Genomic DNA, 23,528 nt, shown 5'->3' with positions numbered 1-23,528 from the left:
CGCCCGACATCAGGGCGACAGGCGTTCGATCTTCCAGGCCGGGCCGTCGGCGACATAGCGCAGGCGGTCGTGCAGGCGCGACGGCCTGCCTTGCCAGAATTCGATGGCGGTGGGCTTCAAGCGGTAACCGCCCCAGTGCGGCGGGCGCGGGGGCTGATCGCCAAAGCGTTCGCGGAAGTCCTTTTCACGGGCTTCCAGCGCTTCGCGGGTAATGGGCTGGCTCTGGGGGGACGCCCACGCGCCGATGCGCGATCCGGCGGGGCGGCTGTGATAGTAGGCGTCCGACTCTTCGGGGGCCACTTTTTCCACCACGCCTTCAATCCGGACCTGGCGTTCCAGCGGCTGCCAGAAAAACAGCAGGCTGGCGCGCGGCTCGGCCAACAGGTCTTGCCCCTTGCGGGACTCGTAGTTGGTGAAGAACGTGAAGCCGCGCTCGTCAAAACCCTTGATGAGGACGATGCGGGCGCTGGGCTGGCCGGTTGCGTCAACCGTGGCCAACGTCATCGCGTTGGGCTCGGGCACCTTGGCGGCCAGGGCTTCGTCGAACCAGCGGGAAAATTGCTCGAACGGCGAGGCGGCGGCCTGGTTTTCCAACAGGACGTTCTTTTCGTAGCTTTGACGCAGATCGGAGACGGACATGAGGATGGGGATTCAGGGTGGATAACAGGGAGTTTATACCGCCCGCACTACCACCCGCCCTTTGACCCCGCGCAGACCTCGGGATGTTTCCTGCCCGGGCGCGCCCTGGCCACGCTTCGGGCCACCTGTCAGGCCGCCCTTCAGGTGCCTTCAGGAGCTTTCAGGCGCCTTCAGGCCCCTTCAGGCAGCCTGTGTCCGTCTTCTTCCAGCAGCCGCGCGACGGCGTCCAGCCGGGCATCGTGGATGCCCGCCGCTCGCAGCGCCTGGGCCGTCTGCACCACGTATTCCGTGCAGGGGCCGTAGCGGCCGGCCGCCCGGCGCACGATGGCCAGCAGCTCGTCCTGGGGCAGCGCGCGGATGTATGCGGGGTTGTCACGGTTCATGATGAACACCAGCGCGCGGACGGTGCCGGCGTCGGTGGTGCAGTTGATCCAGCGGGGCAGGTAGGCGCCCGTGGACATCTCGCGTTCCCACAAGGCAGGGAAATACGTGGGCACCTGGTCGCCCGCCAGGCGGTAGACGACGCCGCGGCAGGAGCCGCCCCGGTCCAGCCCAAACACCAGGCCGGGGCATTCCGGCGTGCCCCGGTTGACCCGCGACCACAGGCACAGCGCCCGGTGGTGGCCGCGCAAGGTCGCCAGCCGGCGCTCCATGAAGTCAAAGTCCGGGCGCCAGATCAGTGACCCATATCCATATACCCAGACGTCGTCCCCTGCCTGCCAGTGGCGCAGCGCGTCGTCCAGCGAGGCCTGTCTTTCTTCGGGCGTCCACAGGCGAAATGGCAAGCTGGCGCCGGCGACGCCGGGGGCGGAGGGAGGGGACTGCGTGTTCACTTAAGGCTTCCGGTCAGACTCGAGCGGGGGATTTCGATTGGCCCACCCGCCCGCCATCAGGGCCAGCGAATAGGCCCAGAACAGGGGGGCAACGCCAATTACCGCACCCAGCGCGCCGAAGGTCAACGGCAGGGACACCTGAGAACCGTTGATCAGCGCCATGCGCAGGCCCACGGCTTCGGCCGCGCGGCCGGGCGGGCAATGCTGGTGCAAGAGCGACAGCATACTCGGTTGGCAGCAGCCCAGCGCCAGCCCAAGAATAAACGACAGCACGATCAGCACGGTAACGTCGGTGAATAGCGGGTAAAGCATGAAGTCGATGGCGGCCGTGGCCATCGCCACGCGCACCAGCGTCCACGAACGCACCCGGCGCATGATCAGCGGCAATACCAACCGGATGACGAACGTTGCCGCCGCGAAGGACGCCAGAATGACGCCGATGGTGGTGGCGGACAGCCCGATCGCCACGCCGAAGATCGGCACCACGAAAAGATGCGTATCCCAGGCGCCCGACAAAATCGTGTTGACCATCAGGATGCGGCGCAACGCCGGCACCGCCAGCAGTTCCGTCACGCGGCGGCGCTGCGCTTCCTTGGCGCCGGACAACTGCGAATCCACCGCCTTTAACTGGTGGCGCAAGGCATACAGCCCGATGCCGGACAGGATCGGGCCCAGGGCCAACAGGCCGAACGCGGTCCGCGTGCCCAGGTTGTCGATTGCCAGACCCGCAATCAGCGGCCCAGAAAACCCGGAACCGGCCAGGGCCAGCGACATGAAGGAAAAATTGCGCAGCCGCTGCGCCGGCTCGGCGTGGCCCAGCAGGTCTTGCGTGGCAACCTGGTGCAGCATGAAACCGATGCCGATACAGCAGGACGCCACCAGCAGCGCCGTCTGGGTCTGGAAGATAAACGGCAAAGCGGTGCCGATGGCGACCAAAGACGTGCCGATGACCAGCGGGCGCACGATGCCCACGCGATCCACCCAGCGGCCCGCACGCACCGAAAACAGCATCGGCAGCACGGCAAACACCGCCACCAGCGTGCCGACCTTGAAGGTGGACAGGCCCATTTGCAGCGCGGTCAGCGACACGGTGATCCGGCCGCCCGTCAGCGCCACGTGGTTCATCATCGCCAACAGACACAGCAGGACCGCCCCGGAAAATTCCGGGGAACCAGAGGGCAAGGAGGGGGATCTGTTGGAGGTAGACACGGCGTTAACTGCAATCATTCTGTGCGGATCGTCGGTCTATGTCGAGGCGCGGTTATTTTGCGGCGCGGCAAAATGTTTCAGGCGGCGCGAACAAGATAGCGGCCATCTAGCGGCCAAGTCGCGGCCTTACGCATCAAGATGCGGCACGTTGGCCGCACGATCCGGGCAGGCGTGGCGCGGCGGTTTCGTTCCTGCGCCGTCGCCGTTGTATCGTTCACGCAACGGAACAATCATTCATTCCGGTGTTCAGACTGGAACCCGCTTTACTGTTTTTCACCGTTTCGCCGCAATCGGTCATCGCAACACACCCTTGCCCCGTTTAGGATGGCGGCCCGGCGTGGCGCGATGGCGTGGCGCTGCGATGGCGTGGCGTTACGTTATGGCCGCCCCGCCGGTCACTCATTCTCAGGTGCAATGAAAAAGTCCCGCAGTAAGTTCAAGCGTTATGCGTTGATCGCCGTCGTCGTCGTGTTGGGGGGGCTGGCGGTGCGCGCCATGTTCTTCTCGGCCCCGCCGCCGCCCACCTTCGCCGCGGCCGAGGTCACCCGCGCCAACCTGGAAGACAGCGTACTGGCCAGCGGCACGCTGGACGCCATCGAGCGCGTCAGCGTCGGCGCGCAGGCCACCGGCCAGCTCAAATCCCTGAAAGTGCAACTGGGCGACCGCGTCAAGAAAGGGCAGCTGGTTGCCGAAATCGACGACCTGACCCAGCAGAACGATTTGCGCAACGCCGAAGCCGCCCTCCAGACCCGGCGCGCCGAACGGGCAGCCAAGGTCGCGATGCTGAAGCAGGCCGAACTGGCGTTCAAGCGTCAGCGCCAGATGCTGGCCGCCGACGCCAGTTCGCGCGAAGCCTATGAATCGGCCGAGGCCACGCTGGGCGTGACCCGCGCCGAGATCGCGTCGCTGGATGCGCAGATCGCGCAGGCCGAGATCCAGGTGGACACGGCCAAGGTCAACCTGGGCTACACCCGCATCGTCTCGCCCATCGACGGCATGGTGGTGGCCGTGGTGACCAAGGAAGGGCAGACGGTCAACTCGATCCAAAGCGCGCCCACCATCATCAAGGTGGCCCAGGTGGACACCATGACGATCAAGGCGCAGATCTCCGAAGCCGACGTCACCCGCGTCAAGCCCGGCCTGCCCGTGTACTTCACGATTCTTGGCGAGCCCGACCAGCGCTATCACGCGACCTTGCGCGCCGTGGAACCCGCGCCCGATTCCATCCAGAAAGACGACGCCACCACCTCGCTGACCGCGTCAAGCGGCAGCTCGACCACCGCCGCCGTCTACTACAACGGCCTGTTCGATGTGCCCAACCCCGACGAAAAACTGCGCATCTCGATGACCACGCAGGTCTTCATCGTGCTGGGCGAGGCGCGCGACGCCGTCGTGGTGCCGGCCTCGGCGCTGGGCAAGCGCGGCGAAGACGGCCGTTATGCCGTGCGTGTTGTTTTGAAGGACAACAAGACCGAGGTGCGCCACGTCAAGATCGGCATGAACAACAACGTGCAGGCGCAGGTGCTGGAAGGGCTGGAGGTAGGCGAGCGGGTCGTGTCGGCGGATTCCGCCCCGGCCGCCGCTGCCGCGCCGGGGGCCTGACATGAGCGGTCCGCTGATTGCGTTGTCCGGCGTACGGCGTGAATTTCCCGCCGGCGACCAGACCATCGCCGTCCTGAAAGACGTCAACCTGACCATCGAGGCCGGCGAGATGGTTGCCATCGTGGGCGCATCCGGCTCCGGCAAATCCACGCTGATGAACATCCTGGGCTGCCTGGACCGCCCCACCCGGGGCGACTACCGCGTGGGCGGCCGCGGCACCGGCGAGCTGGGTCCGGACGAGCTTGCCGAACTACGCCGCGAACATTTCGGCTTTATCTTCCAGCGCTATCACCTGCTGTCGGACCTGACCGCGCAGGGCAACGTCGAAATGCCCGCCGTGTATGCCGGCAAGCGCCGCGAGGCCCGCATGGACCGCGCCGAACAACTGCTGGCGCGGCTGGGCCTGGCTGACCGGTCCGAGCACCGGCCCGGACAATTGTCCGGCGGCCAGCAGCAGCGCGTGAGCATTGCGCGCGCGCTGATGAATGGCGGCGACATCATCCTGGCCGACGAGCCCACCGGCGCGCTGGACACGCACACCGGCCAGGAAGTGCTGCGCATCCTGGAAGAGCTGAATGCGGCCGGGCACACCATCATCATCGTCACGCACGACATGAACGTGGCGCGCCACGCGCAGCGCATCATCGAGATCAGCGACGGCGAAATCGTGGCGGACAAGCGCAACCCCGACGCCCCGCACCGGGACGCCGCGCGCGATGCACCCCCCGAACTGCCCAAGCGCCCCGCGTGGCAGGCGTACCTGGACCGCTGCGGCGAAGCCTTGCGCATGGCGCTGTTGTCCATGAACGCGCACCGCCTGCGCACCTCGTTGACCATGCTGGGCATCATCATCGGCATTGCCGCCGTGGTGTCGGTGGTGGCGCTGGGCGAAGGGTCGCGCCGCAAGATCCTGGAAGACATCAGCGCCATCGGCACGAACACGGTGGAAGTCTTTCCCGGCAAGGACTTTGGCGACGAAAAGGCCGTCAACATCCGCACGCTGGGCGCGGCGGACGCCGACGCCCTGGCGCGCGAGCCCTATGTGGACAGCGTCACGCCCGAGGTCGCCACCAGCAACACGCTGCGCTATCGCAACGTGTCGGTGAACGGGTCGATCCAGGGCGTGGGCGAACAGTACTTCCGCGTGCGCGCCATCAAGCTGGCGCAAGGCAAGTTCTTCGACGAGACCAGCGTGGTGCGCCGCGCGCAGGAAGTGGTGATCGACGAGGGCACGCGGCGCGCGCTGTTCGGCTCGCACACCGAGCCCATCGGGCAGGTGGTGTTCCTGGGGTCCATGCCCGCGCGCGTGATCGGCGTGACCGCCAAGAAAGATTCGGTGTTCGGCAACAACGAATCGCTGAACGTCTGGATTCCCTACACCACGGCCTTGTCGCGTGTGCTGGGGCAACAGCATCTGAAAAGCATCACGGTGCGCGTCAGCGACGCCACGCCGCCGGCCGCCGCCGAGAAATCCATTGAACGGCTGCTGATGCGCCGCCACGTCGTGAAGGATTTCTTCGTGTTCAACACGGACGCCATCCGCAAGACCATCGAGCGCACCACGGCCACGATGACGCTGCTGGTGTCACTGATTGCGTTGATTTCGCTGATGGTCGGCGGGATCGGGGTCATGAACATCATGCTGGTGTCCGTCACCGAACGCACGCGCGAGATCGGCGTGCGCATGGCGGTGGGCGCGCGGCGCAGCGACATCATGCAGCAGTTTCTGATTGAAGCCGTGCTGGTCTGCCTGATCGGCGGTGCGGTGGGCATCATGCTGTCGCTGGCCTTGGGCGTGCTGGTGTCCAAGGCCACGGGCGGCTCGTTCCAGATGATTTATTCCACGGCATCGATGGTGGCGGCATTTACGTGCTCGACGCTGATCGGTGTGCTTTTTGGCTATTTGCCGGCGCGCAACGCGGCGCGCCTGGATCCCGTCGAGGCCTTGGCCCGGGAATGAGGACGATGAAAGCGGTTTCCCCGATTTGCAAACCCGTCGCGCTGGCGCTGCTTGTTGCCCTGGGCGGATGCGGCAGCCTGCTGCGCAGTGACTACGAGCCCCCCATGACCCAGACGCCCGCCGCCTGGACCCACGGCGGCTTGGAAAACCTGCACGCGCCCCTGGCCCAGGGCGGCCAGTGGTGGCGCAACTTCAACGACCCGGTGCTGAACGGCTTGATCGACGCCGTACTGGCGCGCAACAACGATCTGGCGGCCGCCGCGATCCGCGTGCGCCGGGCGCAATACCAGGCCGGCTTGACCGAAGACCAGTTGATGCCGCAACTGGGCGGCGACGCCAGCGTGACGCGCAACCGCAACCTGTATGGCGACCGCCTCATCACGCGCAACAACCAGGCCCAGCTGACGGTCAGCTACGAAGCGGACCTGTGGGGCAAGCTGTCGCGCCAGCGCGATGCCGCCCAGTGGGAAGCGCTGGCCACCGAGCAGGACCGCCAGTCCGCCGCCTTGTCGCTGGTGGGCACCACCGCCACGCTGTATTGGCAGACGGCGTTCATCAACCAGCGCATCGCCAGCAGCGAGGAAAGCATCGCCTACGCACGCCGCACGCAGGACCTGGTGCGCGCGCAGTACGCAGCGGGCGGCGCGTCGGCGCTGGAACTGGCCGAAGCCGAACAGACCGTGGCCAGCCAGCAGGCGGCGCACACGCTGTTGGTGCAGCAGCGCGTGGAATACACCAACGCGCTGGCCATCCTGTTCGACGGCCCGCCCGACCGCAGCATGGCCAACCCGCCGCGCCTGCTGCCGTACCCGTTGCCCGAGGCCCGCGCCGGCGTGCCCGCCGATTTGCTGGGCCGTCGCCCCGATCTGCGCGCCGCCGAGCTGCGCCTGCGCGAGGCGCTGGCCACCGTGGACGCCACCCGCGCCAGCTTCTATCCGCCCGTGACGCTCACGGGCGCGGTGGGCAGCGCCAGCCCCACGCTGTCCAACGTGCTGCAAAACCCCGTCGCCGCCTTGGGCGTGGGCCTGACGCTGCCGTTCCTGCAATGGAATCAGATGCAGCTGAACATCAAGATATCCAAGGCCGACTACGAAGAGCGCGTTGTCAATTTCCGGCAGACGCTGTATCAGGCCATGGCTGACGTGGAAAACGCCTTGTCGAACCGGACGCAGTTGAGCTTGCAGGCCGAGCAGCTGGCGGTGTCGCTGCGCGCGGCGCGCGATGCCGAACGCCTGTATGAAGTGCGGTACCGGGCAGGGGCGGTGTCGCTCAAGGACTGGCTGGACGCGCAGGAAAAGCGCCGCACCGCCGAGATCGCGCGCGATGAGAACGGCTTGAACCGCCTGGTGAATCAGGTGACGGTGTACCGGGCGCTGGGCGGGGACGATCAGACTCAGGCTCAGGCTCAGACTCAGGCTCCGGTTCCGGCTCCGGCTCCGGCTCCGGCTCCGGCTTTGGCCCGGCCCTTGCCCTAAAATAGCCGCCATGGACTTTCCCGACCCCACCCCAGCCCCCGCCGCCGACCTGGACCGCCGTTTCGGCGGCCTTTCCCGTTTGTACGGCCCGCAAGCGCCCGCGCACTTGCAGCGCGCGCACGTGGCCGTGGCCGGCTTGGGCGGCGTAGGATCGTGGACGGTCGAGGCGCTGGCGCGTTGCGGAGTGGGCGCCTTGACGTTGATCGACCTGGACCATATCGCGGAATCCAACGTCAACCGGCAATTGCACGCGCTGACGTCCACGCTGGGCAAGTCCAAGGTGGACGCAATGGCCGAGCGGGTGCTGGAGATCAACCCCGAATGCCGGCTGACGCGGGTGGATGACTTCGTGTCGCCCGAGAACGTGGCCGAGGTGCTGCCCGGCCCCTATACCGTGATCATCGATTGCACCGACCAGGCCGCCGCCAAGATCGCGATGATCCTGCACGCGCGTGCGCTGGGCGTGCCGATGCTGCTGTGCGGCGGCGCGGGCGGCAAGACCGATCCGCTGGCGTTGCGGGCAGGGGATTTGTCGGCGGCGGTGAACGACGCCTTGCTGTCCAAGCTGCGCAACAAGTTGCGCCGCGAACACGGGTTTCCGCGCGCGTCCGACCAGAACGGCAAGGCGCTCAAGCGCGTGCCGAAGATGGGCGTGCATGCGCTGTGGTTCGACCAGCCGGCCATTTTGCCCGACGCCTGGACGCGCCCCACTGAAGGCGAGGACGATGTCGGCGCAGCCGGTCAGGCGGTGGCCCCGCAAGGCTTGTCTTGCGCGGGCTATGGTTCGGTGGTCACGGTGACGGCGGCCATGGGAATGGCGGCGGCCAACGAAGCGTTGCGCATGGCGATCTGAACGCGGCGTTACAGCGCCACGAACACCATTCCGTCCTCGATCCTGACCGGATAAGTGGCCACGTTCTCGCGCAAGGGCGAACACAACGCCCGGCCGTCGCGCACGTCGAAACGCCCCTGGTGCAGCGGGCATTCAATTTCATGGCCGGTTAGAAAACCGTCGCACAGACGGGCATTGCCGTGCGTACAGAGGTTGTCGGTGGCGTAGACCTGGCCGTCCACGCCGTACAGCGCAATTTCGCGGTCGCCGGCCTGCACGGCAATCACGTCGTCTTCCGGCACATCGGCATGGGCGATGGCCTGGATCCATTGGGTAGTCATGGTCATGGCGGTGGTCCTGTCCGGTCAGATGGGGTAGATCAGCGAATTGGGCACCAGCTCGCTGTCGAAGATGCACAGGCGCGATTCAAACTTGAGGCCGTCCGGCGTGTCGCGCACCACGTCCAGGTAGCGGCCCACGTTGAATACCGTGGTCAGCTGGTCGGGCTTGGTGCGAAAGACGGCGTAGTTGGCTTCGGATTCGATGCGGTCGCCCTGTATGGACAGCACGCGCGGCGCGCCCACGACATGGCGCTGGTAGTACGGGTCGTGAAAGATCGTTTCGGTGGCGCCGTAAATGCGGTCTTTCAGCATGCCCCGGCTTTCGAACGCCATGGTGGCCAGCGGGTAACCGCGCTCGTGGTTTTCACGGGGCAGCACCTTGTAGACGCAGTCTTCCAGGAAAAAGTCCGGCCACTTGTCCCAGTGCTCTGCGTCCAGCGCGGCGGCGTAGTCGGTGTACAGGCAGGTCAGCCGGTAATAAAGCGGAAAGTCCAGCATGCTCATGCCTCCATCACGCGGCGCCAATACGCGTACATGCCGCGTATCAGCGTTTCCGTCACCATGTGGTCGGTGTTCTCGGCCGTCTTGCCGCCCAGTTCCGCCACGCTGCGGTGCCACGGCTTCTGTTGAAAACCCGATTGCGAAAATTCGATCACTTCGCCGTCGTCCGCCGACACGAAGCCGGCCGGGCCAAACAGGTTTGCCTGGCGCAGCCGCCGCTGCGTCATCTCGGGCGTGTCGTCGGCAAAGCCGAAGTGCGTCCAGACAAAGTCGAAGGCGTCGTGGCCCACGGGCTGGATGTGGCGGGTGGACAGCGAATTGACCTGCTGCTGGATGATCACGCTGGGAAACAGGGTCATCAGCACGGCGGTGGGGCCGTTCCACCAGGGCTCCGGCACGATGTCCAGGAAGCGATCGTCGTTCAGCGACATTTGTTCCTTGAAGCTGGACACGCCGCTGGTCACGCTGCCCTTGCCGCCCTGGCCGCGCGTGGAAATCATGGCGGCGTGGCGGAAATGGCGATCCATCTTCAATTCGGACCGGTTGTCGGCGCGCCACAGGCCAAAGGTGACGAACCAGGTGTGCAGCAGGCCCGGATGATAGGGGTCCTTGATGTTTTCCTGCATCAGCTTCCAGTTGCCGGGGATGCGCTGGCGGCTGTAGCCGTGGATGACCAGCCGGCGGCCGTCGAACACGCGGTCGAAGTAATGCAGGATGTCGGGGCCCAGATAGTCTTCCAGCGGTTCGGCGTCGTGGTCGAACGAGGCGAACACCACGCCGTTGCGACAGGCCACCGCCAGCTTGGTCAGGCCGTGCTCTTCCGTGTTGAAGTCGGGCGGCATGCCGCCGTTGACCTTGCCGTCCTGCTTGACGCCGCGCCGAAAGGGCACGCCGATCAGGTTGCCTTGCAGGTCGTAGTTCCATTGGTGGTACGGGCAGACGAATTCGCTGCGGTTGCCGGAACGTTCGCGGCAGAACTGCACGCCACGGTGGGCGCATACGTTTTCCACCACGCGGACCTGGCCGTCGTTGTCGCGCAGCAGGATGACGGATCGTTCGCCGACGGCGGTGCGCTTGAAGTCGCCGGGGTTGGGGATTTCGGCTTCCAGGCCGACATAGCACCAGTGCGCCTGGTAGAAAAAACGTTCCAGTTCGCGCTGGTGGAGCGCGGCGTCGGTGTAGACGCCAAACGGAATACGGTGGGAACCGTCGTCCGCCCAGGCGGGGTCGAGGGGCATGATTTGTCTCCGGGTCTTTGTCGCGGCGTTTGTCGCAGCTTTTATCGCTTCATCTTCCGCCACGCGCGGAAATAAATAAATAGAATCTGCTCAATAGAACGCATCACCAGAATCAATATTGGTGGAGACAAGCGCATGAACCTCAAAGACGTGGACCTGAACCTGCTGGTGGTCTTCAACGAACTGCACAGGCATGGCCGGGTGTCTGCCGCCGCGCACAGCCTGGGTATCTCGCAGCCGGGCGTCAGCAACGCGCTGACCCGTCTGCGCAAGCTGCTGGGCGATGAGCTGTTCCTGCGCACGTCGCGCGGCATGGTGCCCACGCCCTACGCCGAGTCGCTGGCCCAGCCCATCGCGGACGCGCTGGCCGCGCTGCATGGCACGCTGAACGCGCGCGCCTTGTTCGACCCGGCGCGCAGCGAACGGGCCTTTGTGATCGGCGTGAACGATGTGGGTGAAACCTATTTCCTGCCGCGCCTGATGCGGGCGCTGGACGCCGCTGCGCCGGGCGTCACCATCCGCACGGTGCGCACCACGTCGATTGACGTGCGCGACGAAATGGAGCGCGGCCGCATCGATGTGGCGATGGGTTTTTTGCCCGGCCTGCAAAGCGGTTTTTTCCAACGCAAGCTGTTCAGCCAGCCCTATGTGTGCATTTTTCGGCGCGACCATCCGCTGGCGCATTCGGGCGTGTCAGCCAGGCAATTCCGCGCGGCCGAGCATGTGGCCATCGTGTCCGAGGGCACGGGGCATGGCGTGGTGGACGAGGTGATCGCGCGCGCCGGCATCCAGCGCCGCTTGCGGCTGACGGTGCCGCACTTCATTGCGGTGGGGCCGGTGTTGCAGGCCACGGACATGATCGCGGTGGTGCCGCAGCGCTTTGCCGATTGCGCCTGTGCTCCCTTCGGGCTGGCGACGGCGCCCTGTCCGGTAAAGATTCCGGAATCGGTCATCAATGTGTTCTGGCACGCGCGCAACCATCGTGATCCCGCCAATCAGTGGCTGCGGCAGGTGGTGGTGGAGCAGTTCGCGGACCCGGACGGGCGGGTCAGGCTTCCCGCAGCGTGACGTTGAACCAGCCGCGCAACGCATTCGACAGCCGGATTTCGTCGGCGGCATGCAGGTCGGCCAGCGTCAGCACGCGTTCGCGCACGTTGGCCGTGTCCAGCAGTTCGCCGCGTTGCACGCCGGGCAGGCAGCCGCTGTCCACCGGTGGCGTGTACCAGCGGCCGTCCAGGCGCAGGTACACGTTGCTGCGGCTGCCTTCGCACAGTTCGCCGCGTTCATTCAGATAGAGCAGGTCAAAGATGTGCGGATGCGCCGGCAGCCATTCGATGGTCTTGGTGTACCAGGGGCGGTGCGTGGTTTTGTAGCGCAACAGCGGCTCGGTCGAGCGCAGCGTTTCGGGCGCCAGCATCACTTCCTGCACGGCGGGCAGCGGCGGCAGCATGGCGGTCTGGATCTGGCGGCTGCCGTCGCGGGCCACCAGCAGGCGCAGCCGATGCGCGCCCGGGGTCACCAGGCTGGTGGCGGCGATCATGATGTCGCCTTCCACGGCGCGCCGCCCGGCCCAGGCGTAGCCCAGGTCCTTGCAGGATGCCTCCAGCCGCTTCAGGTGGCGGTCCAGCAAGGGCACGCGCTGTTCGGCATCAACCAGGATGGTCTCGATCAATTCGGGTTGCATGGGACGCTCCTGGTAGTTCGCGGGTGTGGCCGGGCTCTATGCTACTACCGCCGTCACCGGAAGTTCCAGCGCGGTGTCAGACGCGCAGGATCCGGGCTTTCCAATGGCACTCCTGCCATTCCTCGGCGGGGTCCGAATCGTGCACGATGCCGCCGCCCACGCTGTAGACGCCGTGGCCGGCGTCATCCAGCACCAGGGTGCGGATCGCCACGTTCAACGAAAAATCCCCATCCGGCGCCAGCCAGCCCACGCTGCCGCAATACAGCCCGCGCGGGCCCGTTTCCATCTGGCGGATGCGGCGCATGGCCGCGACCTTGGGGGCGCCGGTAATCGAACCGCAGGGGAACAGCGCGCGCAGCACGTCTTCCAGGGTGGCGTCGGGCGCCTGTGCCGACACGGTGGACGTCATGGTCCAGACGGTGGGATAGCGCTCCAGCGAAAACAACGCATCGACCTTGACCGAGCCCGGCTGGGCCAGCCGGCCCAGGTCGTTGCGCAGCAGGTCCACGATCATCAGGTTTTCGGCGCGGTTTTTCTCGCTGGCCAGCAGGGCCTGCCCCAGCCGCGTGTCTTCCCCGGCATCGGCATGGCGTGGCGCGGTGCCCTTCATGGGGCGGGTCGTCAGCCGCGAGCCGTCTCGCCGTACAAAAAGCTCGGGCGAAAACGACAGCACCGTGCGCGCGCCGTCCTGGATGAAGGCGGCGTGGGCGACCGGGTTGCGGGCGGCGATGCGCCGGTAAAGGGCGGTGGCATCTTCCTGGACTTGCACGTCCAGCGGCTGGGTGTAGTTGACTTGGTAGAGCTCGCCGTCTTCGATAAGGCCCCGAATGGCGTTGACCTGGCGCACGTAGTCGGCTTGGGTCATGCGCGGCGCGGGCAGGCTGATAGCCGCCTCGACGCTTGTCGCCGTGGCGCTGGCCGCGTCGGCGCTGGCCGCGTCGGGTGCGTCCCACGGCGCTTCGTCCACCTTGCGTTCGAACACCAGCGCGGTCAGGCGCGGGCGGCCGTCGTCTTGCGGGGGGGTCCAAGAGCCGGCCGGCGCCGCCCGCGTGGCTTCGGGCAGCAGCCATTCGCCCAATTCGTAGTCCAGCAACAGGGCCACCCAGCGGTCCTGTTGCCGCGCGGCCTCGATGGCGGCCAGCGCGGGGCCGACCTGGGCGGCGCTGCGCGCCTCAATTCGCGAGCAAAAGCCCTCGAACTTCAGCGCGCGACCGGCCAGCCGGTCTTCAAAACGACAATGCATGCTTGCTACGGATGTTGATGAGCCAGGAATTCCGTCAGGACGCGTCCCGTGTGGGAATGGTCGGCCAGGGTCATCACATGTTCCGGCGAGCCTTCGGCAACCAGCTGCCCGCCGCCCGTGCCGCCTTCGGGGCCCAGGTCCAGCAGCCAGTCGGCTTCGGCGATGACGTCCAGATTATGCTCGATCACCACCACCGTATTGCCGGCTTCCACCAGGCGATGCAGCACGTGGATCAACTTTTCAACGTCGGCCATCGACAGGCCCACCGTGGGCTCGTCCAGCACGTACAGGGTGTGCGGGATGCGGGATGCGCGGCCGGTCTTGATCAGCCCGTCGGTCAGGCGCGCCTTGGATAGCTCGGTCACCAGCTTGATGCGCTGCGCCTCGCCGCCCGACAGCGTGGGCGACGGCTGGCCCAGCGTCAGGTAACCCAGGCCCACGTCCTGCATCAATTGCAGCGGGCGATGGATCTTCGGGTGCGCGGCGAAGTAGCCGATGGCGTCGTCTACTTCCATGGACAGCAGCTCGCCGGCGTTCTTGCCGCGCATCTGCACGCTGAGCGTGTCGCTGTTGAAGCGCGCGCCGTTGCAGGCGTCGCACGGCACTTTGACGTCGGGCAGGAAGTTCATTTCAATGGTGCGCATGCCCTGGCCTTCGCAGATGGGGCAGCGGCCATCGCCGGTGTTGAACGAGAAGCGCGCCGCCGTCCAACCGCGCATGCGGGCTTCGCGGGTGTCGGCGAACTGCTTGCGCACGTCGTCCCAGAAGCCCACATACGTGGCCGGGCACGAGCGCGGCGTCTTGCCGATGGGGGTCTGGTCCACTTCCAGCACGCGGTCGATGGCTTCCCAGCCCTTGATGCTTTCGCAGCCCGCCCAGCCCGGGGCCTTGCCCTGCGACACGGCTTGCGTCAGGTTATCCAGCAGCACTTCGCGCGCCAGCGTGGACTTGCCTGAACCGGACACCCCGGTCACGACGCTCAAACGGCCCACCGGAATCTTGGCGTCCACGCTGCGCAGGTTATGCAGGCGCGCGCCGCGGATTTCGATCATGGGCGTGTCGGCCTCGACCGGACGGCGGCCTTGCAACGGATGCGCCAGCGGCGTCTTCAGGTAGCGGCCGGTGATGGATTCCGGCGCGTTCATGACGTCTTCCACGGTGCCTTGCGCCACGACCCGGCCGCCACGGATGCCCGCGCCCGGCCCGATGTCGATCACGTGCGAGGCGCGGCGGATGGTGTCGTCGTCATGTTCCACGACCACCAGCGTGTTGCCGTTGCCTTCCAGGCGCGCCAGCGCGTCCAGCAGGATGCGGTTGTCGCGCGGGTGCAGGCCGATGGTGGGCTCGTCCAGCACATAGCAAACGCCTTGCAGGTTGGAACCCAGCTGCGCGGCCAGACGGATGCGCTGCGCTTCGCCGCCGGACAGCGTGGGCGCGGCGCGGTCCAGCGCCAGGTAGTTCAGGCCCACTTCCTGCATGAAGTTCAGGCGGCCACGGATCTCGGTCAGGATGTCGCGGGCGATCTCGCCTTCGCGTCCACGCGCCACCAGTCCGGTAAAGAAGGTGTGCGCGTCCGACACCGGTAGCGACGCCAGTTCGGCAATGGACTTGTCGCGCCAGCGCACGGCGCGCGCCACGCGGTTCAGGCGTTGCCCGTCGCACTGCGTGCACGCCTTGGCCTCGCCTTCGTACCAGGCGTTCCAGGCGGTTTCCTCGCCCGTCTGCTCTTCGTCAAAGCCCTGCAATTGCAGGCCCGTGCCGTAGCAGCCCGTGCACCAGCCGTGCTTGGAGTTGTACGAGAACAGGCGCGGATCGGGTTCCGGGAAGCTGGTGCCGCAGGACGGGCACGCGCGCTTGACTGAAAAATGCTGCTGCTGCAATTCGCTGTTCAGCGCTTCGTGCAGCTTGTTCACCGGCCACACCACCGACATCACGCCCTGGCCGTTTTCCAGCGCGCTTTTAACGGCGGCGCGCAGGTCGGCCTCGTTGGCCGGGTCCACCACCACGTCCGCCACGGGCAGCTCGATAGTGTGTTCCTTGTAGCGGTCCAGGCGGGGCCACGGGGCCACGGGGATGAACTCGCCGTCCACGCGCAGATGTGAATGGCCCTTCGAACCGGCCCACTTGGCCAGGTCCGTGTAATAGCCCTTGCGCGCGGTGACCAGCGGGGCCAGCAGCCCGATGTGCACGCCCTTGTGGTCGCGCAGCAGCCGGGCCACGATCTGGTCCGTATTCTGCGGTTCAACGGCCACGTTGCAATCCGGGCAGTACTGCGTGCCCAGCTTCACATAGAGCAGGCGCAGGAAATGGTGGATTTCCGTCATCGTGGCCACGGTGGACTTGCGGCCGCCACGGCTGGTGCGCTGTTCGATGGCGACGGTGGGCGGAATGCCGAAGATGGCGTCCACGTCGGGCTTGCCGGCCGGCTGCACGATGGCGCGCGCGTAGGCGTTCAGCGATTCCAGGTAGCGGCGCTGGCCTTCGTTGAACAGGATGTCGAATGCCAGCGTTGACTTGCCCGAGCCCGACACGCCCGTGATCACGGTGAATTTGTCGTGCGGGATTTCAACGCTGATGTTCTTCAGGTTGTGCTCGCGCGCGTTGCGGATCTCGATGGCCATGTTGCCTTGGCGGCGCGCGCGCATCACCGACTGCAACGGCGTGCCTTCGCCGGCGCCGGGGCCGGCGGCATCGGTGGCCACGTCGGCGCCGTTGTAGACGGCGGCGGGCTCGGCGATGCGGGCGGTCAGGCCGGCTTGTTCGACTTCCTGCGCGTCGATGTCGCTGGTGACCACCACGTCGGCCGGCAGGATGCTGACTTCGTAGTCACGCAGCGCCGCGCCGGTATGCGACTTGGGGTTGTCCATCAGGTCTTGCGGGGTGCCCACGCCGATCAGCAGGCCGCCGGCGTCGCCGCCTTCGGGGCCCAGGTCGATCAGCCAGTCGGCCGCGCGGATCACGTCCAGATTGTGTTCGATGACCAGCAGCGTGTGGCCGGCGGCCAGCAGCTTGCGGAACGCGCGCATCAGCCGCGCGACGTCGTCAAAGTGCAGGCCGGTGGTGGGCTCGTCGAACAGGAACAGGCTGCCCTTCTTGGCGACCTTGGCCGTGGAAATGCCGCTGCGCGCGGCCTCGGCCAGGTGGCCGGCCAGCTTCAGGCGCTGCGCCTCGCCACCGGACAGCGTGGGCACGGGTTGCCCCAGCCGCACGTATTCCAGGCCCACGTCGGCCAGCGGCGCCAGGCCGGTCTGCACGTCGCGCAGGCCCTTGAAGAAGTCCAGCGCTTCGCTGACCGTCATGGCCAGCACTTCGTCGATGGACGCGCTTTTGCCCAGGTGCTCGACGCGCACTTCCAGCACTTCGGGGCGGAAGCGCTTGCCGTCGCAGTCGGGGCAACGCAGGTAGACGTCGGACAGGAACTGCATTTCGACGTGTTCGAAGCCGGTGCCGCCGCAGGTGGGGCAGCGGCCGTCGCCACCGTTAAAGCTGAACGTGCCGGCCGTGTAGGCGCGTTCGCGCGCCAGCGGGGCCTGGGCAAACAGCTTGCGGATGGCGTCGAACGCGCCCACGTAGCTGGCGGGGTTGGAGCGCGCCGTCTTGCCGATGGGCGTCTGGTCCACCATGACCACGTCGGCGATCTGCTCGGCGCCCAACAGGCGGTCGAACGCGCCGGGCGTTTCCGACGGCTTGCCCTTCTGCTTGAGCAGCGCGGGGTACAGCACGTCTTGCACCAGCGTGGACTTGCCTGAGCCGGACACGCCGGTCACGCAGACCAGCCGGCCCAGCGGCAGTTCGACGGACACGTTTTTCAGGTTGTGGGCGTTGACGCCTTCCAGCAGCAGGCGCGGCGTGTTTGCCGCCACCGGCATGGGGCGCGGCGCTTCCACGCGCTGGCGTCCGCCCAGGTAGTTGCCCGTCAGCGTTTCGGCCGCGCGCAGCTGCTTGGGCGTGCCGTCAAACACGATGTAGCCGCCGCGTTCGCCCGGGCCGGGGCCGATGTCGATGATGCGATCGGCCGCCACCATGACTTGCGGGTCATGTTCCACCACCACCAGCGTGTTGCCGGCGTTGCGCAGCCGGTGCATGACTTCGACCACGCGGTGCATGTCGCGCGGGTGCAGGCCGATGGACGGCTCGTCCAGCACGAACAGCGTGTTCACCAGCGACGTGCCCAGCGCGGTGGTCAGGTTGATGCGCTGCACTTCGCCGCCGGACAGCGTGCGGCTCTGGCGGTCCAGCGTCAGGTAGCCCAGGCCCACGTCGCACAGGAACTTCAGGCGTGCGCGCACCTCGGTCATGAGCAGGTCGGTGGCTGCATCCAGCGCGCCCGAGAACGACAGCCCGTCAAAGAAGCGCCGTACCCGTTCGATGGGCAGCAGCATCACGTCATGAATCGACAGGCCGCCGATGTTGTTGAGCTGATCGCGCGACCAATTGGCCCCGACCGGCATGAAGCGCTGATAGCGGCCGTCTTCGGGCGGCAGCACGGTGTCGGCCTCTCCCTTGGTGCCCAGGCGCCACAGCAGCGCATCCGGTTTCAGGCGCGCGCCGTTGCAGGTGGGGCAGGGCGTGTAGCTGCGGTACTTGGACAGCAGCACGCGCACGTGCATCTTGTACGCCTTGGTTTCCAGCCAGTCGAAAAAGCGCTGCACGCCGTACCACTGGTGCTTCCAGGCATCGTTGCCGCCCTTCCAGTCGGGCGTGCCGTACAGCACCCAGCGCTTGTGTTCTTCGCTAAGGCTTTTCCAGGGCACGCCCAGCGGCACGCCCGCGCGCGGGGCGTACTTTTGCAGTTCGTCCTGGCATTCCTTGTAGGACGGCGTGGTCCACGGCTTGATGGCGCCTTCCATCAGCGTCTTGTTTTCGTCGGGGATGACCAGCCCGAAGTCGATGCCGATCACGCGGCCAAAGCCGCGGCACGCCTCGCAGGCGCCCAGCGGGGAATTGAACGAAAAGCTGCTGGGCAGCGGGTCGGTGTATTCGATGTTGCAGTCGGCGCAGTGCAGGCGGTCGCTGTATTTCCAGATGTCCGCGTTCTGGCCCTCGGCGTTCATGACGTAGACGGCCAAATGCCCGGCGCCCATGCGCAGCGCCGTGTCCAGCGCTTCCATCACGCGTTCGCGTTCGGTGCCGGCGAAGCGGAAACGGTCTTGGATAACGTGCAGGATGCGGCGTTCTTCGCCGGCGTCCTTGGTGGCCTTGCCCTTCTTGGCGCCTTTGGCCGGCTTGGCCACGGTGGCGCGCGGTACGGCCGTTTCTTCGGCGTGCACGCGGGTGTAGCCCTGCTGCTCAAGAAAGCCGCGCACTTCGTCTTCGGTGAAGTTGGCGGGCACGGCAATGGGAAAGGTCACCACCAGGCGCGGGTCGCCGGCAACGGCGGCGCGTTCGGCCAGCGAGTGATAGACGGATTCGGGCGTGTCGCGCCGGACCAGCTTGCCGCAGCCCCGGCAGTACAGCCGCGCGCCGCGCGCAAACAGCAGCTTCAGGTGATCGTTCAGTTCGGTCATCGTGCCGACCGTGCTGCGCGAGCTGCGCACCGGGTTGGTCTGGTCGATGGCGATGGCGGGCAGGATGCCTTCGATGCGGTCTACCTGGGGCTTGTCCATGCGGTCCAGGAACTGGCGCGCGTAGGGCGAGAAGGTTTCCACGTAGCGCCGTTGGCCCTCGGCGTACAGGGTGTCGAAAGCCAGCGAACTTTTGCCGGACCCCGACACGCCGGTCACAACGACCAATTCGCCGGTGGCGAGGGTCAGGTCCAGGTTTTTAAGGTTGTTCTGGCGTGCGCCAACGATGCGGATTTGGGAGCTCATGGACGGTATCGTAGCCTGAGGAAGCCGCCTGCCCGAGCGATAACCCATCGCTGGTTCCAAGCGCGGCGATATGGAATAATTGCCTATATTGTGATGCGGCTGTCCACATTATGGACACCGCCAGGCGGTCTAGCTGTACAAATAAACAGTATCGCAGATTCGTCTGAAATCCGCGCTGCCTGCATTTCGAATCTGTGGCGTTCTTAGGACTTCTTCGAATTTCTAAGTTGAAGGTCTACGCCGTTCCATGTGCCGTCCAAGAACGGCGCATTCGTCTTATCTGGGGATGTTCTTGTCGGAAACCAAGGTCGCGGGCGCTGCCGCGTTCGGGAAATTCATGGCCGTGCTGCAAGCCGTTGCCGACGCGCCCGAGCCGCCCACGGCCGCCGCGCTGGCGCGCGTTTGCGGTTATCCCCGTCCCACCGTCTACCGCATCGTGGCCGCGCTGGCCGAGCAGGGCATGGTGGCCGAAACGGGCGGCGCCTATCGGCTGGGCACGCGGCTGATGTCGCTGGCCAGCCGGGCGTGGTCGCGGTTTGACCTGCGCGCCGCACTGGCGCCCGCCCTGCAAGCCCTGCGCGATGCCACCGGCGAAACGGTTCACCTGGCCGTGCCGGCGGGCCACGAAATGATCTATATCGACAAACTGGAAAGCCCGGGGCCCGTTCGCATGGTCTCGCGCGTGGGCGCGTCCGTGGCGCTGCATTCCAGCGCGGTGGGCAAGGCCTATCTGGCCGCGCTGGACGAGGGTGCCCGCGAACAATTGCTGCGCGGCCTGCCCCTGCCGGCGCGCATGCCGGGCACCGTCACCAGCCTGCCGGCGCTGCGCGCCGTGCTGGACGAAGCGCGAGGCCGGGGCTACGCCATGGACGACGAAGAAAACGAAGCCGGTATCGTCTGCTATGGCGTGGCGCTGTGCGACGCGGCCGGCCGGCCGGTGGCGGGCGTCAGCGTCAGCACCCTGCTGTTCCGGCGCCAAGACGACCCGCAATCCGCTTATATCGACCCCTTGCTGCGGCTGCGCGATGCCGCCGTGGCCAAACTTGCCGTGTTGCCGGTGTCCACCGGCGGCGCCTGACCGTCAGCCTTAGAGGAATCCCATGACCGCATCCGCTCCCCTCGCGTCCAAGCTATCCGCCTTGCTGGCGGCCCGGGTCGTGCCCGTGCTGCGCTATACCGACGCCGCCACCGCCGCCTATGCCGCCGAAGTGGCGGTGGCGGCCGGTTGCCGCACCCTGGAATTGACCTGGACGATTCCCGGCGTGACCGACCTGGTGCGCGCGCTGCGTGACAAGCACGGCCCCAGCCTGCTGTTGGGCGTAGGCACCGTGCTGGATGACACCCAGGCGCGCGAAGCGCTGGTGGCGGGGGCCGATTTCCTGGTGTCGCCGGGCCTGGCCACCGATATTGTCGACATGGCCCATGCGGCTGACGCCCTGTGCCTGTTGGGCGCCTTCACCCCCACCGAAGTGTTGGCGGCGCGGCGCGCGGGCGTAGACGTGGTGAAGGTTTTTCCGGCCGACACGGGCGGCCCCAAGCATCTGGCCGCACTGAAATCCGTGTTTCCCGACACCATCTTCTGCCCCACGGGCGGCGTCACGCAGGAAAACATGGGCACGTATTTCGCGGCCGGCGCCGGCCTGGTCGGCATTGGCAGCAACCTGTATGACAAGGCGGCCTTCGCCGCGCGCGATACGGCCGCGCTGGTGGCACAGATCACCCGCACCCTGGAGGCTTCCCATGGCTGACTTCGACTTCGATATCGTCGCGCTGGGCGAACCGCTGATCGAACTGAACCAGACCCACAAGGGCCAGCTTCAATACCTGCAAGGCTTTGGCGGCGATACCTCCAACGCGGCCATCGCGGCGGCCCGGCAAGGCGCGCGCTGCGCCTATCTGACCCGGGTGGGCAACGACGCCTTCGGCGCGCAGTTCCTGGACCTGTGGCAGGCGGAAGGCCTGGACACGTCCGGCGTGCAGCATGACGACGACGCGCACACCGGCCTGTATTTCGTGCAGCACGGCCCCGACGGCCATGCGTTCAGCTACCTGCGCCGGGGCTCGGCCGCCAGTCAGATGACGCCGGCCCTGCTGGACAGCGGGCTGATCGAACGCAGCCGCTTCCTGCATGTGTCGGGCATCAGCATGGCGATCAGCACCAGCGCCTGCGACACGGTATTTGCGGCCATGCAACGGGCCAGGGCGGCGGGCACCCAGATCAGCCTGGATTCGAACTTGCGCCTGCGTCTGTGGCCCGTGGATCGCGCCCGCGCCATCCTGCGCGAAACGATGCGGCAGGCCGATCTGTTCCTGCCCAGCATGGACGACATGCAGCACCTGACGGGCAATGACGACCCCGAACGCACGCTGGACTGGATCCGCGACGGCGGCGCGAGCGGCGTGGTCGTGCTGAAACTGGGCAAGGACGGCTCCATCATCGACGACGGCAAGACCCGCACGCCGATGGCCGCCCTGCGCGTGGACGCCGTGGACGCCACCGGGGCGGGCGACTGCTTTGCCGGCAGCCTGCTGGCACGCCGCTGCCAGGGCGATAGTTGGGAAGAGGCGGTGCGCTATGCCAACGCGGCGGCTGCATTGTCCACGCTGGGCTATGGCGCGGTGGACCCGCTGCCGCGCGCCGAACAGGTTCGGGAACGCCTGGCGTCGCTGGCGGGGCAGGGCGCGGCGGCGGTGCGGCAAGCCTGAGGGGCGGTAGCACGGGCGAAGGCGGTTGATGCGGTTTGGGCTGATTCGGGGACGGATCTCGTCGCGTCCCAACGTGCCCCAAACATCCACCATTGGCGCGGGCCGGAAATTTCAGGCTAAAATGCCAAGTTATCCAAATTTTTTCCGCCAGCCTGATCCCCGGTTGTGCGGTGACTTTTTTTCCGCAAATTCAACAGGAGAATCAACATGGCTGAACGCAAACGCGTGCGTCGTAACACCCTGGAACGCCGTTGCTTGGGCAAGGCCTTCAAGCGCTTGTTCGTCAAGTCGCCCAAGGGTGTTTTCAAGATGCTGGAAAAGATCAAGCGCGTCTAATCGACGTTCTGGATCTGAAAAATCCCCGCAGGGCTTCGTGCCTTGCGGGGATTTTTTTATGTAGGGTCCGATGCAGCGGCAAGGTCCGATGCAGGCGCAGGGCCAAGCTTGGGCTTGATGAAGTCCATGAACGCGCGCGTCTTGGCTGGTTGAATGCTTGACGGGTACACCGCGTAGATCGAGATCGGGTCCACCGACCAGCCCGGCAGCACGCGGCGTAGCGAATTGCGCTTGATGATCGGGTCCAGCGCCAGGCAGTTCGGCATGCGCGTGATCGCCAGGTCCAGGCCGGCAAGCGTGCCCGCGATGCTCATGTTGTTGGCCGCCAGATGCCCGCTGACCGGCACCACTTCACTGACCGTGCCGTCGTGCAGCGTCCAGTACGAATGCGCGTCGTCGATCGTGGTGCGCAGGCACTGGTGTTGCGTCAATTCCCGCGGTGTCCTGGGTTCGCCATGGCGTTGCAGGTAGCGCTCGGACGCGTACAGGTAGTTGTCCAGGGACACCAGTTCCTGCACCACGGCGCCCACCGGACGCCCCGCGTCGCCGCCGTTGCCATTGCCGTTGCCGGAATCAAGCGTCGTCGGCGAAATATCCCCATCGCGGCCAAACCGCAGCACCACGTCGAACGGCGTGCCTTGCGCGTCGGACGCCGTCATCATGCTCAGGTCGAATTCGCATTCGACGTCGGGGTACTGGTCGGTGAAGTCCTTGATGGTTTCCGGCAGCAGCCACATGGCCAGGCTGTACGGCATCGACACCCGCAGGTTGCCCGACGGGCCGCCGGATAGCGACAGCAGCTGCTCGTGCGCCAGCCGGGCTTCGTCGATCAGGCCCTGGCAGCGGCGCATATAGGCGGCGCCTGCTTCGGTCAGGTCCAGCCGCCGGGTGTTGCGGTTGATCAGCCGCAAGCCGATCGCGCGTTCCAGTTCGTTGATGCGCCGCGACAGCGTGGAGGTGGGCATGTCCAGCGCGCGCGCGGCCATGCTGAAGCTCTTGCGCTTGGCGACCTCTACAAACAAGGCAATGTCATTGAGCTGGACGGTCGAAGCTTCCATAGGCGTTCCGGATTTGGCCGCACGAGTTTACGCCAAGCGCGCACGGCAGCGCTTGGTCAAA

The 23,528-nt window shown here is 66.4% G+C and carries 19 protein-coding genes; 9 read left to right on the top strand and 10 right to left on the bottom strand.

Annotated elements, in window-relative coordinates; translation table 11 throughout:
- Positions 1 to 9: 9 nt before the first annotated feature.
- The 3 genes from pdxH to ACNPP0_RS18420 form a co-directional block, all read right to left on the bottom strand.
- On the bottom strand, positions 10 to 639 hold the full coding sequence (pdxH, locus tag ACNPP0_RS18430) for a pyridoxamine 5'-phosphate oxidase (RefSeq protein WP_332612823.1): 630 nt from the start codon (positions 637 to 639) through the stop codon (positions 10 to 12).
- Positions 640 to 809: 170 nt separating this feature from the next.
- Positions 810 to 1,472: a gamma-glutamylcyclotransferase gene (locus tag ACNPP0_RS18425; RefSeq protein WP_448706647.1), complete on the bottom strand. Its 663-nt coding sequence runs from the start codon at positions 1,470 to 1,472 to the stop codon at positions 810 to 812.
- Entirely contained in the window at positions 1,473 to 2,681 is a 1,209-nt protein-coding gene (locus ACNPP0_RS18420) for an MFS transporter (protein ID WP_448706646.1), read from the bottom strand.
- Between the two features lie 414 nt (positions 2,682 to 3,095).
- Between ACNPP0_RS18420 and ACNPP0_RS18415 the strand changes: the two genes are divergently transcribed.
- The 4 genes from ACNPP0_RS18415 to ACNPP0_RS18400 are packed head-to-tail and all read left to right on the top strand — an operon-like array spanning position 3,096 to position 8,571.
- On the top strand, positions 3,096 to 4,283 hold the full coding sequence (locus ACNPP0_RS18415) for an efflux RND transporter periplasmic adaptor subunit (protein WP_448706645.1): 1,188 nt from the start codon (positions 3,096 to 3,098) through the stop codon (positions 4,281 to 4,283).
- A 1-nt stretch (position 4,284) separates the two neighbouring features.
- On the top strand, positions 4,285 to 6,243 hold the full coding sequence (locus ACNPP0_RS18410; protein ID WP_448706644.1) for a MacB family efflux pump subunit: 1,959 nt from the start codon (positions 4,285 to 4,287) through the stop codon (positions 6,241 to 6,243).
- Between the two features lie 5 nt (positions 6,244 to 6,248).
- Positions 6,249 to 7,718, top strand: a complete 1,470-nt coding sequence (locus tag ACNPP0_RS18405) for an efflux transporter outer membrane subunit (RefSeq protein ID WP_448706643.1) — start codon at positions 6,249 to 6,251, stop codon at positions 7,716 to 7,718.
- A 10-nt stretch (positions 7,719 to 7,728) separates the two neighbouring features.
- On the top strand, positions 7,729 to 8,571 hold the full coding sequence (locus ACNPP0_RS18400; protein ID WP_332612812.1) for a tRNA threonylcarbamoyladenosine dehydratase: 843 nt from the start codon (positions 7,729 to 7,731) through the stop codon (positions 8,569 to 8,571).
- 8 nt (positions 8,572 to 8,579) lie between these two features.
- Here the strand turns inward: ACNPP0_RS18400 and ACNPP0_RS18395 are convergent, their stop codons facing one another.
- The 3 genes from ACNPP0_RS18395 to ACNPP0_RS18385 are packed head-to-tail and all read right to left on the bottom strand — an operon-like array spanning position 8,580 to position 10,630.
- Positions 8,580 to 8,891 carry a non-heme iron oxygenase ferredoxin subunit gene (locus ACNPP0_RS18395; protein WP_046803552.1) on the bottom strand — a complete coding sequence of 104 codons (312 nt, stop codon included), beginning with the start codon at positions 8,889 to 8,891 and terminating at the stop codon, positions 8,580 to 8,582.
- A gap of 24 nt (positions 8,892 to 8,915) precedes the next feature.
- Positions 8,916 to 9,389 (bottom strand): aromatic-ring-hydroxylating dioxygenase subunit beta, encoded by a 474-nt coding sequence (locus ACNPP0_RS18390; protein WP_448706678.1) that lies wholly within the window; start codon positions 9,387 to 9,389, stop codon positions 8,916 to 8,918.
- A 2-nt stretch (positions 9,390 to 9,391) separates the two neighbouring features.
- On the bottom strand, positions 9,392 to 10,630 hold the full coding sequence (locus ACNPP0_RS18385) for an aromatic ring-hydroxylating dioxygenase subunit alpha (RefSeq protein WP_448706642.1): 1,239 nt from the start codon (positions 10,628 to 10,630) through the stop codon (positions 9,392 to 9,394).
- Positions 10,631 to 10,765: 135 nt separating this feature from the next.
- On the opposite strand from ACNPP0_RS18385, the gene ACNPP0_RS18380 reads away from it, so the two are divergent.
- Positions 10,766 to 11,698 (top strand): LysR family transcriptional regulator, encoded by a 933-nt coding sequence (locus ACNPP0_RS18380; protein WP_332612810.1) that lies wholly within the window; start codon positions 10,766 to 10,768, stop codon positions 11,696 to 11,698.
- Here the strand turns inward: ACNPP0_RS18380 and ACNPP0_RS18375 are convergent.
- The 3 genes from ACNPP0_RS18375 to uvrA all read right to left on the bottom strand — a co-directional run bounded on the left by ACNPP0_RS18375 (position 11,679) and on the right by uvrA (position 19,367).
- Positions 11,679 to 12,314: an aminotransferase class IV family protein gene (locus ACNPP0_RS18375; protein WP_332612809.1), complete on the bottom strand. Its 636-nt coding sequence runs from the start codon at positions 12,312 to 12,314 to the stop codon at positions 11,679 to 11,681. The two genes, ACNPP0_RS18380 and ACNPP0_RS18375, sit on opposite strands and share 20 nt — an antisense overlap.
- A 76-nt stretch (positions 12,315 to 12,390) precedes the next feature.
- The gene (locus ACNPP0_RS18370) at positions 12,391 to 13,557 is read right to left on the bottom strand and encodes an aminodeoxychorismate synthase component I (RefSeq protein WP_448706641.1); all 1,167 of its coding nucleotides are present in this window, start codon (positions 13,555 to 13,557) and stop codon (positions 12,391 to 12,393) included.
- A 5-nt stretch (positions 13,558 to 13,562) separates the two neighbouring features.
- Positions 13,563 to 19,367: an excinuclease ABC subunit UvrA gene (gene uvrA, locus ACNPP0_RS18365; protein WP_448706640.1), complete on the bottom strand. Its 5,805-nt coding sequence runs from the start codon at positions 19,365 to 19,367 to the stop codon at positions 13,563 to 13,565.
- Positions 19,368 to 19,653: 286 nt separating this feature from the next.
- Here uvrA and ACNPP0_RS18360 point away from each other — a divergent pair, with 286 nt between their 5' ends.
- From ACNPP0_RS18360 to ACNPP0_RS18345, 4 genes are all read left to right on the top strand, one after another.
- Positions 19,654 to 20,445, top strand: coding sequence for an IclR family transcriptional regulator (locus ACNPP0_RS18360; RefSeq protein ID WP_448706677.1), 792 nt, complete (start codon positions 19,654 to 19,656; stop codon positions 20,443 to 20,445).
- A 22-nt stretch (positions 20,446 to 20,467) separates the two neighbouring features.
- Positions 20,468 to 21,115: a bifunctional 4-hydroxy-2-oxoglutarate aldolase/2-dehydro-3-deoxy-phosphogluconate aldolase gene (locus ACNPP0_RS18355; RefSeq protein ID WP_332612804.1), complete on the top strand. Its 648-nt coding sequence runs from the start codon at positions 20,468 to 20,470 to the stop codon at positions 21,113 to 21,115.
- Positions 21,108 to 22,073 carry a sugar kinase gene (locus ACNPP0_RS18350; protein WP_448706639.1) on the top strand — a complete coding sequence of 322 codons (966 nt, stop codon included), beginning with the start codon at positions 21,108 to 21,110 and terminating at the stop codon, positions 22,071 to 22,073. The genes ACNPP0_RS18355 and ACNPP0_RS18350 overlap by 8 nt, the downstream gene beginning before the upstream one ends.
- 207 nt (positions 22,074 to 22,280) lie before the next feature.
- Entirely contained in the window at positions 22,281 to 22,409 is a 129-nt protein-coding gene (locus ACNPP0_RS18345; protein ID WP_006226408.1) for a hypothetical protein, read from the top strand.
- A 56-nt stretch (positions 22,410 to 22,465) separates the two neighbouring features.
- Here the strand turns inward: ACNPP0_RS18345 and ACNPP0_RS18340 are convergent, their stop codons facing one another.
- Positions 22,466 to 23,467, bottom strand: coding sequence for a LysR family transcriptional regulator (locus ACNPP0_RS18340; protein ID WP_448706638.1), 1,002 nt, complete (start codon positions 23,465 to 23,467; stop codon positions 22,466 to 22,468).
- Positions 23,468 to 23,528: the final 61 nt, after the last annotated feature.

It is taken from the genome of Achromobacter semiaridum, from assembly GCF_053543755.1.
Note: the sequence above shows the minus strand (reverse complement) of the source record. Positions and strands in the feature narration are given on the sequence as shown.